Genomic DNA, 16,245 nt, shown 5'->3' on the forward strand with positions numbered 1-16,245 from the left:
TCCTGGGGATCGGGAAAATTTCAAAGAACGGGCTTGGCCCACTGCAACTGCGAAAACACGCCCGAGTTGGTGGGACCGAAAGATTCGAGGCTGATGCGCTGACCGGTGGCCCGGTCCAGCAAGGTGAGGCGCCCGTCCACATGGCCAAGCAGGTGAAACGGTGCTTGTGGACCCAGGCCACTCAGCTTGCGTTCGCGGGCCAGGGCGCGCAGGCTGCCGCGCAGGAAGCCTTGTTCGCCCTGGAAGCGCGCCACTTCTTTCTGGGTGCTGGCGTCGAGCACGGCAATGTCGCCATTGGGGCGGTCTTCAAAGCGCAGTTCGCGCTCCCACTGCACGGCGGGCAGGTCTTCCACCGTGATGCCGGAGCGGTCCACCTTGGTGCTGGCCACCCACATCAGGGTGCCCAGCAGCACCGCACCCAGCAGCCAGAGCGGCCAGGGCGATGTGCCCAGCGGGGATGGGGCGACAACTCTCATGCAACCACCGTGGGCGACAAAGCGCGATCGCGCGAGCGGCCCGATGGCGCTGGGTACTGAGGGGGCTGGACCGGTTGCGGCATGGCCACAGGGCTGTCTGCGGCACCCACCACAGCCTGTGCTTCCGGATTGGCGGCGCGCCAGGCGCGCAAGACGCGTTCGCTCACCTGCTGCGCCTGCGGCAGGCAACGCAGGCTGGGCTGCGGCTGCTTGAGTTGCCAGGCGCGTGCGTGTGGCCACAGGTTCAGGTAGGCAATGCGGTCCGGTCCCTTGAGGCTGAGTGCGATGTCGCCGTGGCCCTTGGCCTGCGGACGCAGCGCGGCTGCGCTGATCTGCTTCAGCGGCAGATTGAAGGTGAGTGTGAGCACAATGCCAACGCGCATGATCACGCGCCGGTCGGTCAATGTGTACAGCGTGGTACGGGCCGAAAACCAGGCGATCGCAGCCAGCAAGGTCAACGCCAGTGCGGCCAGGCCGCCACTCATGAGCAGCGGCTGCAGCACGGCGGCACCGGGCTGGCCCGTCAGGTACAGGGCCTGCAACAGGAGCATGGCAGTGAAATAGATGGCCAGCTTGCGCACATGGAAGGCGTGGATGGCCAGCGTGCGCCAGTCCGGGCTGCCCTGCCACAGCAGTTGCTCACCGCGGGGCAAAGGCTCAGGCAGGCCCGGCGCGGCCTCGAATTCGTGTTCGTGGTGCGCGTTCACAGCAGCGGCTCCTGGCGATCAGGCGTGGCGTACAGGGTGCCCGCGCCATAGTAGGCGGTGATCTTTTCTTCTTCCAGCAAGGTGATCTGGTCTGGCACCTTCGTGGTGGGCACATTGACGAACTGTTCGGCCAGCAGCGCATGCACGTACACGCCATCGCGTCGGATGCGCGAGAAGGTCATGGGCAACAGCACCGTGTTGCCTGAAGGCAGTTGCACTTCGATGTAGCGGAACATCATTTCGGAGCGGTCCACCCACATGTCCTTGACTGTTCCGGCCTGCTCGCCGTCGGCACCGAACACGGGCAGCCCGCGCGGGTCGGTGTCCTGGATCGCCACGCCGTGGTCATCGGCCACGCGCAGGGGCACGATCTTCACGTGGCCTTCGAAGGTCATGTCGGGGTGGTCGGCGCGTGCAGCCCAGGCGCCCGGACCCACACCCGCCAGCAGCGGATCTCCCACCGGCTCAAGCGGTGCACCAATGCCCCGGCGGCTGGGCTGGGCACTGTAGGCGCCATCTGGCCGGTTGTGGTCGGGGCTGAGGAATTCACGGCCGTCGGCGAGCTTGTAGGTCTTGGATGGCGGCACCTTGGGCCAGCCACCGGTGACCGGACCGTTCTCTCGACCGGGGTCCATCGGGTAGCCCTCGCGGTGGCTTTCTCGCAGCAGGTAATAAACCAGCCCGAAGAAAAACAGCCAGAAGGCGTAAAGCACGAGTTGTGCAACGTCAACGTACTGGGTAATGGCGCCTGTTTCCATGGTGGATCTCCTTCGGTGGGTGCGGGCTCGGGTGTGCGGGTGCAGTTCAGCTGGGCATTTCTGCCAGGCCAATGGGACGTGGGGTGTGGTTCTGCTGGCCACTGCGCCGGACCAGCGGGCCCAGTGCGATCAGGACCACGAAGAGCAGATAGATTTCCAGATGGAAGACGAAGCTGTAGCCGGTGGCCGGCGTGTTGAGGGCGGTACCCAGCCAGCCGCTGCTGGCCAGGCTGGAAACCACGTCGCGCAACACGCCACCAATGGCCATGGACACACCGGCCGCCGTGGCCTGCACGGCACCCCAGGCGCCCAGCACCAGGCCAGTGAGTTCACGCTCGGGCAGGTCCATGGCGGTGAGCAACATGCCCACCGAGAACAAGCCACCGGAAAACCCGATGAGCGCGGCGCCCACCTGGAACAGCAACGGGGATTCCATCGGGGCAGAAAAGATCACGCAGGCGAATGCCGGCAAGCCCAGCAAGGCACCCAGGGCCGACATGCGGATGGTGTCCAGCCCGCGCTTCATGAACCGGGCCGACAAAACAAAAGCCAGCAAGGCACCACCGGCACTCATGGCGGTGAGCGTGCTGGTCAGGCTCACATCCATGCCCAGCACCTCGCCGCCAAAGGGTTCGAGCACGATGTCCTGCATGCTGAAGGCCACGGTACCGAGGCCCACGGTCCACAGGAAGCGGCGGATCTTCGGGATCGCCATGAGGCGCTTCCAGCTGCGCGAGAAACCATCGGCCTCTCGCGCGCCACGGCGCGCCGAACGCGGCTCCTGCTTCCATAGCGAGATGATGTTCAGCACCGCCACCAGCACCGCCGCGCCCTGCACCACCTGCACCAGGCGTGTGGGGCTGAAGTCGGTCAGCACCCAGCCCAGCAGGCCGCTGCCCAGGATCATGCCCACCAGCAGCATGCTGTACAGCAACGCCACCACACGGGGGCGCTTGTCTTCAGGGGCGATGTCGCTGGCCAGTGCCAGACCGGCGGTCTGCGAGATCTGCATGCCCGCGCCCACCAGCAGGAAGGCCAGCGCCGCGCCAATGCGACCGGCCCACACCTCTTTCCATAACGTGGCGTCGACCGACAGCAGCAACAGGGCGAACGGCATGATGGCCAGCCCGCCAAACATCAGGATGGTGCCGATCCACATGTACGGCAGGCGCTTGAGGCCGAGCGCCGAAGGATGCGTGTCGCTGCGGTAGCCAATGAGCGCGCGCAGCGGTGCAAACACCAGCGGCAGCGCCACCGAGAACGCGACCCACCACGCCGGCACGCCGAGTTCCACGATCATCACCCGGTTCAGCGTGCCCACCAGCAGCGCCAAGGTCATGCCGATGGAGAGCTGGAACAGCGAGAGGCGGAACAGCCGCGCCAGCGGCAGGTCGGCCGACGCTGCGTCGGCGAACGGCACGTACTTCTGCGTGAGCCGCATGGCCCAGGCAGGAGACAGCAGCCGGTTCAGGTTCACCGCGTCCACTCCCAGGCTTGTGAAGTGTAGAAGCCGCCGGACACGCGCTGGGTGCGCCCCTCGATCCAGCCGGTGTCGCCGATGCCCTTCACCAGCAGCGTGCGCAGCCTGGCCTGCGACACGGGGGTGAGCGCGGGCGAGCGGTCGCTGCTCGGGAAGAAGCGGCCCATGGTGTGGGCCACGCTCAGCAGCGGGCTGCTGGGCGCAATGGTGAAGAGCACGCTGCCGCGGGTACGCGCGGCCAGGCGCTGGATCGCGTGGGCAATGTCGGGCGTGTCGTAGTGGATGACGGAGTCCATCGCCACCACATGGTCGAACTGGCCCAGCGCGTCATCGAGCATGTCGCCCGAGCGGTATTCGATGCTGCCGCCGCGCCCGTTGGGTTGCAGCGTGGCATTGCGTTCCCGGCCCAGTTGCACCAGCGTGGGTGACAGGTCGATGGCCACCACCTCGGCGCCGCGCTGCATGGCTTCCAGGGCCAGCGCTCCGGTGCCGCAACCGGCATCGAGCAGGCGCAGACCCTGCATGTCCGCTGGCAACCAGCTCAGCAGCGTGTGGCGCATCTGGTCGCGCCCGGCACGCACCGACGCGCGGATGCGTCCCACAGGTGCGGTGGAGGTCAGGCGTTCCCAGGCCTTGGCAGCCTTGCGATCGAAGTAGTTTTCAATCTCGGACCGGCGTTCGATGTAGTTGGCGTTGGAGGTTTTCATGGGGGTACCTCGATTCAGTCGAACCCGAGCAGGTCAAAGATGTCGCGGTCCTTCATGGGCACCGCCGCCAGCGGCTCCACGCCCAGCCACAGCGACGCCGCCAGTCGCATGTATTCGGCCTTCACCGCTTCCAGCTCGGGCGAGGTTTCCATCTCGAACAGCGTGCACTTCTTGAGCCGGCTGCGGCGAATCACGTCCAGGTCGGGGAAGTGCGCGGCCAGCTTCAGGCCGATCTGGTTGTTGTACTTGTCGATCTGGTCGGTGGCGGCGCTGCGGTTGGCGATCACCCCGCCCAGGCGCACGTTGTAGTTCTTCGCCTTGGCGCCGATCGCCTGCACGATGCGGTTCATCGCGAAGATGGAATCGAAGTCGTTGGCGGTGACGATGAGCGCGCGGTCGGCGTGCTGCAGCGGGGCGGCAAAACCACCGCACACCACGTCACCGAGTACGTCGAAGATCACCACGTCGGTGTCTTCCAGAAGGTGGTGCTCTTTCAGCAGCTTCACGGTCTGCCCCACCACATAGCCGCCGCAACCGGTACCGGCTGGCGGGCCACCGGCTTCCACGCACATCACGCCGTTGTAGCCGGGAAACACAAAGTCTTCCACGCGCAGTTCCTCGGCGTGGAAGTCCACCGTTTCCAGCACGTCGATCACGGTGGGCAGCATCTTCTTGGTCAGGGTGAAAGTGCTGTCGTGCTTGGGGTCGCAGCCGATCTGCAGCACACGTTTGCCCAGGTGCGAAAACGCGGCCGACAGGTTGGAGCTGGTGGTGCTCTTGCCGATGCCGCCCTTGCCATAAATGGCAAATACCTTGGCGTTGCCGATCTTCAGCGACGGGTCGAGCTGCACCTGCAGGCTGCCCTCGCCGTCTTCGCGGCCACGGCCACTGGCGCGCCTCAGGTCGGTCAGGGGAATGGTGGTTTCCATCATGCGGGGACTCCTTCAAATACGCCTTCGAGCCGGTCTTCCAGCTCTTCGCTGGCCTGTCGGAGCGCCTGCAGAACATGGGGGTCGGGTTGCCAGAATTGGCGATCGCTGGCTTCAAGCAGCCGGCTGGCCACCCTTGCCGATGCGGTGGGATTGAGCTGTGCCAGCCGGGCACGCATCTCGGGATCGAGCATGAACGCCTGGGTGAGCTGCTCGTACACCCAAGGCTGCACCTGCCCTGTGGTGGCCGACCAGCCCATGGTGTTGGTGAGGTGCACCTCGATCTGGCGCACGCCTTCGTAGCCGTGCTTGAGCATGCCTTCGGTCCACTTGGGGTTGAGCATGCGGGTGCGGGTTTCCAGGGCCACCTGTTCGGTGAGCGTGCGCACCGCGCCGCCGCCGTGGGCGTCGCGCGTCTGATCGCCGATGTAGACCGGGGCCACCTGGGCACCCTGCCCGTCGCGCTTGGTCTTGGCACTCTGGATGGCGCGGCTCACGCCACCAAGGGTGTCGAAATAGGTGTCCACCGTGGTCACGCCCAGCTCCACCGAATCCAGGTTCTGGTAGGCCAGTTGCACATCGGCCAGCACGCTGCTGAGCAGCTGCGCGTGCTGCACCGGCTGCCCGGCGCGGCCGTAGGCAAACCCCTTGCGACGGCTGTAGGTTTCGGCCAGCTCATCGGGGTCTTCCCAGCGGCTGTTGTCGACCAGGCTGTTCACATTGGAACCGTAGGCGCCTTCGGCGTTGCCGAACACGCGCAGCGAAGCGGTTTCCAGGTCCACCCCATGCAGCGTCTGGTAGGCCAGCGCGTGGCGGCGCACCGCATTGAGCTCCAGCGGCTCGTCGGCGCTGGCGGCCAGGAAGGCGGCTTCGGCCAGCAGGCGAATCTGCAGTGGCAGCAAGTCGCGAAAGATGCCGGAGAGCGAGATCACCACGTCCACCCGAGCCCGGCCCAGTTCGACCAGCGAGAGCAGCTCGGCACCGGCCAGTCGGCCATAGCTGTCGAAGCGCGGGCGCGCACCCATCAGGGCCAGGGCCTGGCCGATGGGCCCGCCTTCGCTCTTGAGGTTGTCGGTGCCCCAGAGCACCATGGCAATGGACTCGGGGAAAGCGTTGCCGTCGGCCATGTGCCGCTCGATCAGGCGCTCGGCCTGACGCGCGCCGTCTTTCACCGCGTAGGCGCTGGGAATGCGGAACGGATCAAACCCATGCACATTGCGGCCGGTGGGCAGGATGGCCGGCGTGCGCAGCAGGTCGCCGCCGGGTGCCGGGCGCAGGAAGCGGCCATCCAGGGCGCGCAGCATGCCTTCGATTTCATGGTCATCTGCCAGCAGCGCATCGGTGGCGGCCAGTTGCTGAAGCTGGGCCAGCAGCTTGGCAGCTTCCTCGGCGTCGGGCGCTTGGCCGGCCACACTGAGCAGTGCGCCCTCGGGCAGTGCGCCGTCCACCAGGGCCTGAATGGCCGGGCGCAGGCGCTGCTGCGCGGCACCGGGTTCACCCATGGACGCATCGGCACACGACAACAACAGGTCCACCCGTTCGGCCACAGTGGGGGCCTGTCCCACCACGTGCAGGCCGTAAGGGATGAGCGTGTATTCGAGTTCCAGCACCGCGTCGTTCAGCGCGGCGATGCGGGCATCGGCTGTAGTACCCCAGGCGGCTTCGTCGGCACACAGATCCAGTTCGATGGCCTGGGCCTGCACCATGGTGGCGATCTCCTCGCGCTCGGCCTGCGCTTCGGGCTCCAGGGTGCGAAAACGCTCCAGCAGGTCCTTCAGCTCCATCAGGCCCTTGTACAGACCGGCCTGCGCCACCGGCGGCGTGAGGTAGCTGATGAGCGTGGCCGCAGCCCGGCGCTTGGCGATGGTGCCTTCGGACGGGTTGTTCGAGGCGTACAGGTACATGTTCGGCAGGTCACCGATCAGGCGGTCTGGCCAGCAGTGGGCGGTGAGACCGTTCTGCTTGCCGGGCATGAACTCCAGTGCGCCGTGGGTGCCGAAATGCAGCGCGGCGTGGGCGCCAAAGTCTTCGCGGATCCAGCGGTAGAAGGCTGAGAACGCGTGTGTGGGCGCAAAGCCGTGTTCGAACAGCAGGCGCATCGGGTCGCCTTCGTAGCCGAAGGCGGGCTGGATGCCCACGAACACGTTGCCGAAGCGTTCACCCAGCACAAAGATGCGGCTGCCGTCGCTCTGCTGCTGGCCGGGAGCCGTGCCCCACTGGGCCTCGATCTGCTTGAGGTGCTTCTCGCGCCGCACATGGTCGTCGGCGTCGATGAAGGCATGCACGTTGGCTGCCGCACCGTAGGTCTGCGCGTTGCCATTGATCAGGCGTTCGCGCAGTTCGTCCACGCTGCCGGGCATGTCCACCGTGTAGCCCTGGGCCTTCATGGCCTGCAGGGTGTTGAACAGCGACTCGAACACCGCCAGAAAGGCAGCGGTGCCGGTGTTGCCCGCGTTGGGCGGGAAGTTGAAGATGACGGCCGCCACCTTGCGCTGGGCACGTTCGCTCTTGCGCAGGTCGATCAGCTTGCCCACCCGCGCGGCCAGCGCGTCGGCGCGTTCGCTGCAGGTCTGCATGTCGTGCGCGCCTTCCAGCGCTTCGAAGCTGCAGTGCTTGTCGCAACCGGTGCAGCTCACGTGCGCCGCGCTGCCGCGACCGCCGTACACCATGGAGCCGGTGGCACCGTCCAGCTCGGGAATCGCCACCATCATGGTGGATTCCACCGGCAGCAGGCCACGGGCCGATGCACCCCAGTGGTCCAGCGTCTGGAACTCCACCGGCGTCACCGCCAGGTAGGGCACGTCCAGCCGGGCCAGGATGTTCTCGGCCGCGTGGGCGTCGTTGTACGCTGGGCCGCCGATCAGCGAGAAGCCGGTGAGCGACACCAGCGCGTCGATCGCTGGCTGCCCGTCCTTGAAGAAAAAGCCGTCGATGGCGGGCCGGTTGTCCAGCCCGGTGGCAAACGCGGGAACCACCCGCATGCCGCGCGCTTCCAGGGCGGTGATCACGCCGTCGTAATGGCCGGTGTTGCCCGCCAGCAGGTAGGAACGCATCACCAGCAAACCCACGGTACCGCGCTTGCCGGTGATCGCCACCTTGGGCAGGTCGGCCACGGTTGTGCTCATTCGGGCCGGCATGCGCGGGTGGTACACACCCACCTCCGGGTACTCCAGCGGCGCACCCACCTTGAGCGCGCCGCGCAGCGCCCGGCGCGGGCCGTTGGCGTAGCGGTCCACCAGGAACTGCACCAGGTTCACCATGTTCTGCTCGGAACCGGCCAGCCAGTACTGCATGGTCAGGAAATACGCACGCACGTCCTGGGCGGTGCCGGGAATGAAGCGCAGGATCTTGGGCAGGCGGCGCAGCATCTTCATCTGGCGCGCGCCGGCGGTGCTTTTGTCTTCGGGCGATGTGGAGCTGTCGGCGGTGGACTTGCCACGCAGCTTTTTCAGGAAGGCCATCGGGCCGCTGGTGGGGCCGCTCATGTCGAACTTGCCCATGCGGGTGAGCTTGGTCACTTCGGCGGCCGACATCAGGCACACCATGGCGTCGCATCGGTCGCGCCTGGCCTGCAGCGCGGGCAGCACCGGCAGAAAGTGGTCCTCCATGAACAGCATGCTGCCGATCACGATGTCGCCCCGGCCGATGTCGTCGATGCAGTTCTTCAGTTTGGCCGGGTCGTCGCTCCATTCGGCCGCCGCGTGCACGGTGAGCGAAAGCCCCGGCACCGACTTCGACAAGCTGCGGTGGGCGCGCTCGGCCGCACTGGCCAGGTGGCTGTCCATCGTCACCAGCACGACCCGCAGGCCGGGTGACATGACCTGACCTTCAGCGGCTGAAATGGGCTTTGGCATCGTAGAGCGTCTCCAGGGTGATCACGGGCAGGCCTTTGTCCCTGGCATACAGTTCGGTGTTGCGACGGGCCTTGCCGCGAACGAAAAATGGAATCTTCTTGAGCTCTTTTTCAGCCTCGGCACCCCAGGTGGCCACAGCGGCCTGTCCTGTGCCACCGGCTGCCACGGCGATGGCCTGTTCGGCAGCGGCACTGGCGGCCAGCAGGGCGGTGGCTTCTGCCCCCATGGGTTCGACCGGCTCAGCCATTTCGGCTTCTTTGACCATGGCCCTTGGGGCGCCATGACCCAGGTGCGAAGGCGCTGCGTCCTCATGGAATTCGGCGTCGCCGCGGAACATGCCGATCAGGTGCTCTTCCAGCCCCATCATCAGCGGGTGCACCCAGGTGTCGAACAGCACGTTCGCACCTTCAAAACCCATTTGTGGCGAATAGCGCGCGGGGAAGTCCTGCACATGCACCGGCGCGGAGATCACCGCACACGGCACGCCCAGGCGCTTGGCGATGTGGCGCTCCATCTGCGAACCCAGCACCAGTTCGGGCTGCAGTTCGGCGATGCGGGCTTCCACGTCCAGGTAATCGTCGCTGATGAGCGCGTCCACGCCATAGAGCGCAGCGGCTTCGCGCACCTCGCGGGCAAATTCGCGGCTGTAGGTGCCCAGGCCGACCACGGTAAAGCCCATCTCGTCTTGCGCGATGCGCGCGGCGGCCACCACGTGGGTGGCATCGCCAAACACGAACACGCGCTTGCCGGTCAGGTAAGTGGAGTCGACCGACTTCGCGTACCAGGGGGCGCGTGCTTCGGCGTTGGCCACCACGGCCGTTGGGTCCACCCCCGCCAGCGCGGCCACTTCGGCGATGAAGTCGCGCGTGGCACCGGATCCAATGGGCACCACCAGCGTGGCGGGCTGACCAAACGTGCGTTTGAGCCAGCCTGCGGCAATCGATGCGATTTCGGGGTACAGCACCACGTTGAAATCGGCATCACCCAGGCGGGCCATGTCGGCAGGTGAAGCACCCAGCGGCGCGGTCACGTTGATGTCGATGCCCAGATCGGTCAGCAGACCGCTGATCTCGCGCAGGTCGTCGCGGTGGCGAAAGCCCAGCGCGGCCGGGCCGAGGATGTTGCAACGGGCACGTTGACCGGCCACTCGGGGCGCGCGGCGCACCGACGTGTCGGCCAGGTGGCGCACCATCTGATAGAAGGTTTCAGCGGCACCCCAGTTTTCCTTGCGCTGGTACGAAGGCAGTTCCAGCGCCACCACCGGCACCGGCAGGTCCAGCGCCTTGCACAGACCGCCAGGATCGTCCTGAATCAGCTCAGCAGTACACGAAGACCCCACCATCATGGCTTTGGGCTGGAAGCGCGCAAAGGCTTCGCGCGCCGCGTTCTTGAACAGCTCTGCGGTGTCGCCGCCCAGATCGCGCGCCTGGAAGGTGGTGTAGGTCACCGGGGGGCGCTTGGCATCGCGCTCGATCATGGTGAACAGCAGGTCGGCGTAGGTGTCGCCCTGAGGGGCGTGCAGCACGTAGTGCACGTCCTTCATGGCGGTGGCGATCCGCATGGCACCCACATGGGGTGGGCCTTCGTAGGTCCAGAGCGTGAGCTGCATCAGACGGCCTCCAGCCGGGCGGGCTCAAACGGCTTCGGCACCAATGGCCTGACCGGCGGACCTGCCAGCTTGGCACGGCGCACCAGGGGCCGGGCAAACAGCTCGGCCAGATCCGCCGCCTGCTCGTAGCCCTGGATCGGCGTGAACACCAGCTCGATGGCCCACTTGGTGGTCAGGCCTTCGGCCTCCAGAGGATTGGCCAGACCCAGGCCACACACCACGATGTCGGGCTGCGCGGCGCGGCAGCGGTCCAGCTGGTTCTCCACGTGCTGGCCTTCGCTCAGGAACGTGCCAGCCGGCAACCAGGCGAGTTCTTCGGCCATGTGGCTGCGGTGCAGGTAGGGCGTGCCCACCTCCACCAGCGCCATGCCCAGTTCGCGCGAGAGAAAGCGCGCCAGCGGAATCTCCAGTTGCGAATCGGGGAAAAAGAAAATGCGCTTGTCCTGCAGCTGCGCGCGCAGGCGGCTCAGTGCGCCACTGGCCCGCTCGCGACCGGGTGCGGTCGCCGCAGCAAAACGATCGGCGTTCACGCCAAACCCAGTGGCCGCTGCCTGCAGCCAGGCCGTGGTGCCTTCCACGCCCAGCGGAAAGGGCGCCGGCAGGCGCTGCGCACCCCTGGCTTCCAGCGCCACAGCGGTGTCGGCCAGAAATGGCTGGGCGAGCAGAAAGCGGGTGTCTGGCCCCACCGCCGGCAACTGCGTGGCTCGACGCGGCGGAAAGAAGCTCACCGGGCCGAGGCCCATCTGGGCAAAGAGGCGGGCAAACTGGTCTTCCACCACGTCGGCCAGCGCACCCACCACCAACAACGAAGCCGGTGCATCGGCACTGGTCGCGGGCAGGCTCGGAACCATTGAGGCCAGGCAGGCGTCTTCGCCTTGGGTGAACGTGGTTTCGATGCCGCTGCCCGAGTAGTTCAGCACCCGCACATTCGGAGTGAAGCGCCCGCTCAGGCGCTGGGCGGCGCGCGACAGATCGAGCTTGATGACTTCTGACGGGCACGATCCCACCAGGAACAGCAGCTTGATTTCAGGCCGGCGCTCCAGCAGACGCGTGACCACGCGGTCCAGCTCTTCGTTGCAGTCGGCCAGGCCGGCCAGGTCGCGCTCGTCGATGATGGCGGTGGCGAAGCGCGGTTCGGCGAAGATCATCACGCCGGCGGCACTCTGGATCAGGTGCGCACAGGTGCGCGAACCCACCACCAGGAAGAAGGCGTCCTGTATCTTGCGGTGCAGCCAGATGATGCCGGTGAGGCCGCAGAACACCTCGCGCTGGCCCCGCTCCTTGAGCACAGGGGCATCAGAACAACCGCCGGACACCGCTTGAATGGGAATGACCGCGGTCATGCAGCGACCTTGATGGCAGCATCAACTCGCCCGCTTTCGAGCCGGGCCATGCGCAGCTTGTAGATGAACTGACCGGCGTTGATCACATAGGTGGCGTAGGCCGCCAGAGCCAGCCACATCAGGCCTCTGGCATCGAGCCAGCCGGTGGCCAGAGCCAGCAGGTAGGCGGTGTGCAGTGCCAGCACCAGCATGCTGAACACGTCTTCCCAGTAGAAGGCGGGCGCAAACAGGTAGCGGCCAAACACCACCTTTTCCCATATGCAGCCGGTGACCATGATGGCGTAGAGGGTGAGTGTCTTGACCACCACCGACACGGTGGCGGCCTGTTCGCCCTCACCGGTGGCCAGATAGCGCAGCACCAGCACCAGGCTGACCAGGAACACCACGAACTGCACCGGCGCCAGCACTCCTTGCACCAGTGTCCAGCCAGAGGCGTCGCGCCGCTGGCGCTGCTCGGGTGTGTACAAGGCGCGGCCTTTGGGTGGCCACTGGGTGTCTGGATGCATCTGGTTTGTCTCCATGGATCGCTCTGGAGCCCAATTTAGACGCTCTGCCGACTTGTGTCAACTTTTATTGACGTATCTTTTTATTGACATTTATGACCAACAAAGTAAAGTTGGTTTGAAGGTTAGTTCGAAATGTTTTGACGAAGTGTGGAATCCGGCTGTACAAACCGTGCAGGCGGTGGAGAAGACAGCTGAAAAGGCGCCCAACCAACGCCACGGGATGACATTACGCAAAATCTGATGGCGTAAGAAAGTCGCGACCACGACCGCGACCCATGCGTGAATCGGCACAAGCGCACAAGCGCAAGGAGACAGCACATGGGTTCGCAATCCAGGCAGCAGGTCCGGCAGGAGAACGATCTGCAGGGCCAACAGCAGCCAGACGCATGGCCGGCCAACGAAGGACCCGTTGGCCGAACGCCGGAAATCGGTGACCTGTTGCGGACGGATTCGGATCCCCCACCCGGCGGGCCCGCCCTGCAGGCGATGTTGCTCGCCAACGCGGTGGAATACGAGATCATTCCCCGCCTGATGCTGGCCCATCGCTTGCCTCTGGAGTGCGAAGCACTCGCAGAAATCGAAATCTCGAAAATCTCTCTGGGAGACATCGCCGACTTCGCCGCCATGGCGCTGCGCAGCGACGATACCGAGGTCCGCGCCAGCGTGCTGATCTTGCGAGACCGTGGTGTGCCCATCGAATCGATCTTCATGGACCTGCTGGCGCCGGTGGCCCGCCACCTGGGTGACATGTGGGAGCGGGATCTGTGCACCTTCAGCGAAGTCACGCTGGCGCTCGGCCGCCTGCAGAAGGTCTTGCGTGACAACAGCAGCGCCTTCGGTCGCCAGAGCGGCACCCACCCGAACTCGGAAGGCAGACGCATCCTGCTCATGCCCTGCCCGGGCGAACAGCACACCTTCGGGCTCTCGATGGTGGCCGAAATTTTCCACCGGGCATCCTGGGACGTGATCACCTGTTTCCTTCCCACCGACACGGCCGCCGCGATCGTCAGGAGAGAGTGGTACGACGTGGTAGGGTTCTCCCTTGGCAATGAGGCCGGCGTGACCCGGCTGCGGGAAGCCATGGGACAGGTTCGTGAGCAAAGCCAGAACCCCCTCGTCTCTATAATCGCCGGCGGTCCACTGTTCAATCTTCAACCGGAGATCGGCGCCCAGGTGCCGGCCGACGCCATCATCACAGACGGTCTCAAAGCGCCGGCCATGGCCGAAAAGCTGGTGGCCACCAGCAGTTTGCGCTTATGAAATCCATGCTCCAGCGTATTGGAGCCCCTGATTTCTGCGGGCACTTTCAAGAAAGATCCATATGTCGCTGGGAGCAAATGCCACGGTCGTTCGGCCCTTCGAGGCGCCCGGGCAGTTCCTCGCCAATCTTGACCTGGACACCGCCGCCGACCTGATCACGGCGGCCGCCGACGTGGTCCTCATCGTCGATGAGGAGGGTGTGATCCGGGACATGGCGCTCAGCGGCGACGACCTCGAAGGCAGCCTGCTGCTGGACTGGCGCGGCAAGCCATGGGCACAGACTGTCACGGCAGAGAGCCAACCCAAGATCGAAGCCCTGCTGAGAGACCAAGGTGGACTCACCGCCGACGGTGTGCGCTGGCGGCATGTCAACCACACCCTCAGCGACGGCGCCGAACTGCCTTTGTCCTACTCCGTGGTGCCTGTGCGCCGCCAGGGTGAAGTGGGCCGCCCGGCGTTCTGCGCTGCCTTCGGGCGGGACATGCGACCCCAGGCCGCGGTACAGCAGCGCCTGATTCGCGCCCAACAGACCATGGAGCGGGATTACTGGCGTTTGCGCCAGATCGAAACGCGCTACCGTCTGTTGTTTCAGACCGCGTCGCAGCCGGTCATCATCCTGCAGGGCTCGGTCGACAAGATTGAAGAAGCCAACCCGGCAGCGCACGACCTGTTCGGCGAAGCGGCCAAACAATCCGGCTGGACGCTGTCCGACAGCCTGGACGCACCCAGCCTGCAGGCGCTGCGCGACATGCTCGAACGTCTTCGCACCAGCGGTCGATCGGAACCTTGCAAGGTGCGCACATTGGTCAACCCCGAAGAACTGGAGCTCACCGCTTCACAGTTCCGGCAGGAAAACAAGCAGTTCTACCTGCTGCGCTTTGTCCGCTCGGCCGACATGGCAAAGACCAGCGTCTCTCAAGCCAAGCAGCAACTGCTTCAGGTGATGGAGAGTGCGCCCGATGCGCTCGTCGTGACCGATCTGGATGGCCGCATTCTCAGTGCCAACCGCGCTTTCCTCGACCTGGGACAGCTCGGCAGCGAAGACCAGGCCCGCAGTGAACTGCTCGACAAATGGCTGGGCCGCACCGGTGTGGACTTTCGCGTGCTGCTCTCCAACTTGCGCCAGCACGGATCGGTCCGGCTTTTTGCCACCCAGATGCGGGGGGAATACGGCTCCACCGCCGAGGTGGAGATTTCGGCGGTTGCGGTGAGCAACCCCCAGCCCTGTCTGGGTTTCACCATCCGCGACATGGGCCGCCGACTGAACGAATCCACCCGGGGCGACAAGGAACTGCCGCGTTCGGCCAGCCAGATGACCGAACTGGTCGGACGCCTTCCCCTCAAGGACATCGTTCGCGAGACCACCGACCTGATCGAGCAGCTCTGCATCGAAGCCGCGCTGGAACTCACTGGCGACAACCGGGCTTCTGCGGCCGAAATGCTCGGCCTCTCCAGGCAAAGCCTCTACATCAAGTTGCGCCGCTTCGGCATTCTGGAGAGCGCGGGCGAAGACGTGCACTGAGCGCGGGTTCCATGGTCCACCCGGAAACCGCCTGCCCAGGCGGTTTTTTTGTGGAAATTCAGTCTGACGCCGCGGTGGAGGGTCTTCGAAAAGATCTTCTGCCACCACCCATCACCGAGTGTCAATCTCTATTGACACTTAAATGTGTAAGGCGTACAAACTGGCGGCATGAGCCTGCCTGCCCTTTCCGCCATCACCGAGCTCTTCAAACCCATCACCTGGTTCCCGCCCATGTGGGCGTTTGCCTGCGGCGTGGTGGCATCCGGTATTTCAATGGACGGGCGCTGGCTGCTGGCCATCGTTGGGGTGGCTTTGGCTGGCCCGCTGGTGTGCGCCACCAGCCAGGCCGTCAACGACTGGTACGACCGCCACGTGGACGCCATCAATGAGCCACAGCGTCCGATCCCTTCCGGGCGCATTCCCGGGCGCTGGGGGCTCTACCTCGCCATCGGCTGGACGGTGGTTTCGCTGCTGGTGGCCACGGTGCTCGGCCCCTGGGGCTTTGGTGCCGCCGCCGTCGGTCTGCTGCTGGCCTGGGCCTATAGCGCACCACCGGTGCGACTGAAGGAAAACGGCTGGTGGGGCAATGCGGCCTGTGGCATCAGCTACGAAGGCATTGCCTGGGTCACCGGCGCGGCCGTGATGGCCGGCGGTGCCATGCCAGGCGGCGAATCACTGGTGCTCGCAGCACTCTACAGCGCAGGCACCCACGGCATCATGACACTCAACGACTTCAAGGCGGTGGCCGGCGACCGCCTGATGGGCGTGCGTTCGCTGCCGGTGCAGCTGGGCATCCAGCGGGCGGCACAGGTGGCCTGCTGGTTCATGGCCGTGCCGCAGGTGGTGGTGATTGCCCTGTTGCTGACCTGGGGACAGGCCTGGCACGCTGCGACGGTGGCGGCGCTGTTGCTGCTGCAGTTCGTGCTGATGCGTCGCTTTCTGGCCTCGCCCACGGAACGGGCCCTCTGGTACAGCGGTTTTGGCGTGCCGCTGTTCGTGGCCGGCATGATGGTCAGCGCTTTTGCCCTGCGAGGGCTTGTTTGAAACACCCCCGCCGCGCTCCACGCGACCCCCTCAAGGGGGCGGCGCTGGCC

13 protein-coding genes are annotated in these 16,245 nt (G+C 65.6%); 3 read left to right on the forward strand and 10 right to left on the reverse strand.

Features of this window, described 5'->3' with window-relative positions:
• Positions 1 to 20: 20 nt before the first annotated feature.
• Genes puhC through bchF form a run of 10 tightly spaced genes read right to left on the reverse strand, consistent with a single transcriptional unit; the run spans position 21 to position 12,369 of the window.
• Positions 21 to 476, reverse strand: a complete 456-nt coding sequence (puhC, locus tag Q7V46_RS19700) for a photosynthetic complex assembly protein PuhC (RefSeq protein WP_304915266.1) — start codon at positions 474 to 476, stop codon at positions 21 to 23.
• A complete protein-coding gene (gene puhB / locus Q7V46_RS19705) occupies positions 473 to 1,183 on the reverse strand; it encodes a photosynthetic complex putative assembly protein PuhB (protein ID WP_304915267.1) in 711 nt (236 codons plus the stop codon). Before puhB ends, puhC begins: the two co-directional genes overlap by 4 nt.
• Positions 1,180 to 1,941 carry a photosynthetic reaction center subunit H gene (puhA, locus tag Q7V46_RS19710; RefSeq protein WP_304915268.1) on the reverse strand — a complete coding sequence of 254 codons (762 nt, stop codon included), beginning with the start codon at positions 1,939 to 1,941 and terminating at the stop codon, positions 1,180 to 1,182. The genes puhB and puhA overlap by 4 nt, the downstream gene beginning before the upstream one ends.
• 46 nt (positions 1,942 to 1,987) lie before the next feature.
• The gene (locus Q7V46_RS19715; RefSeq protein ID WP_370690395.1) at positions 1,988 to 3,418 is read right to left on the reverse strand and encodes a BCD family MFS transporter; all 1,431 of its coding nucleotides are present in this window, start codon (positions 3,416 to 3,418) and stop codon (positions 1,988 to 1,990) included.
• A complete protein-coding gene (bchM, locus tag Q7V46_RS19720) occupies positions 3,415 to 4,128 on the reverse strand; it encodes a magnesium protoporphyrin IX methyltransferase (RefSeq protein ID WP_304915269.1) in 714 nt (237 codons plus the stop codon). Before bchM ends, Q7V46_RS19715 begins: the two co-directional genes overlap by 4 nt.
• A 14-nt stretch (positions 4,129 to 4,142) precedes the next feature.
• Positions 4,143 to 5,060, reverse strand: coding sequence for a ferredoxin:protochlorophyllide reductase (ATP-dependent) iron-sulfur ATP-binding protein (gene bchL, locus Q7V46_RS19725; RefSeq protein ID WP_304915270.1), 918 nt, complete (start codon positions 5,058 to 5,060; stop codon positions 4,143 to 4,145).
• A complete protein-coding gene (locus tag Q7V46_RS19730; RefSeq protein WP_304915271.1) occupies positions 5,057 to 8,911 on the reverse strand; it encodes a magnesium chelatase subunit H in 3,855 nt (1,284 codons plus the stop codon). Before Q7V46_RS19730 ends, bchL begins: the two co-directional genes overlap by 4 nt.
• Positions 8,886 to 10,520: a ferredoxin:protochlorophyllide reductase (ATP-dependent) subunit B gene (gene bchB / locus Q7V46_RS19735; protein ID WP_304915272.1), complete on the reverse strand. Its 1,635-nt coding sequence runs from the start codon at positions 10,518 to 10,520 to the stop codon at positions 8,886 to 8,888. Before bchB ends, Q7V46_RS19730 begins: the two co-directional genes overlap by 26 nt.
• On the reverse strand, positions 10,520 to 11,863 hold the full coding sequence (locus Q7V46_RS19740) for a ferredoxin:protochlorophyllide reductase (ATP-dependent) subunit N (RefSeq protein ID WP_304915273.1): 1,344 nt from the start codon (positions 11,861 to 11,863) through the stop codon (positions 10,520 to 10,522). Before Q7V46_RS19740 ends, bchB begins: the two co-directional genes overlap by 1 nt.
• Positions 11,860 to 12,369, reverse strand: a complete 510-nt coding sequence (gene bchF / locus Q7V46_RS19745) for a 2-vinyl bacteriochlorophyllide hydratase (protein WP_304915274.1) — start codon at positions 12,367 to 12,369, stop codon at positions 11,860 to 11,862. Before bchF ends, Q7V46_RS19740 begins: the two co-directional genes overlap by 4 nt.
• A gap of 318 nt (positions 12,370 to 12,687) precedes the next feature.
• On the opposite strand from bchF, the gene Q7V46_RS19750 reads away from it, so the two are divergent.
• From Q7V46_RS19750 to chlG, 3 genes are all read left to right on the forward strand, one after another.
• A complete protein-coding gene (locus Q7V46_RS19750; RefSeq protein ID WP_304915275.1) occupies positions 12,688 to 13,629 on the forward strand; it encodes a B12-binding domain-containing protein in 942 nt (313 codons plus the stop codon).
• Positions 13,630 to 13,690: 61 nt separating this feature from the next.
• A complete protein-coding gene (gene ppsR / locus Q7V46_RS19755) occupies positions 13,691 to 15,151 on the forward strand; it encodes a transcriptional regulator PpsR (protein WP_304915276.1) in 1,461 nt (486 codons plus the stop codon).
• 168 nt (positions 15,152 to 15,319) lie between these two features.
• The gene (gene chlG / locus Q7V46_RS19760) at positions 15,320 to 16,195 is read left to right on the forward strand and encodes a chlorophyll synthase ChlG (protein WP_304915277.1); all 876 of its coding nucleotides are present in this window, start codon (positions 15,320 to 15,322) and stop codon (positions 16,193 to 16,195) included.
• Positions 16,196 to 16,245 lie beyond the last annotated feature (50 nt).

Source organism: Hydrogenophaga sp. (genome assembly GCF_030651625.1).
In the GTDB taxonomy this organism is placed as follows: domain Bacteria; phylum Pseudomonadota; class Gammaproteobacteria; order Burkholderiales; family Burkholderiaceae_C; genus Hydrogenophaga.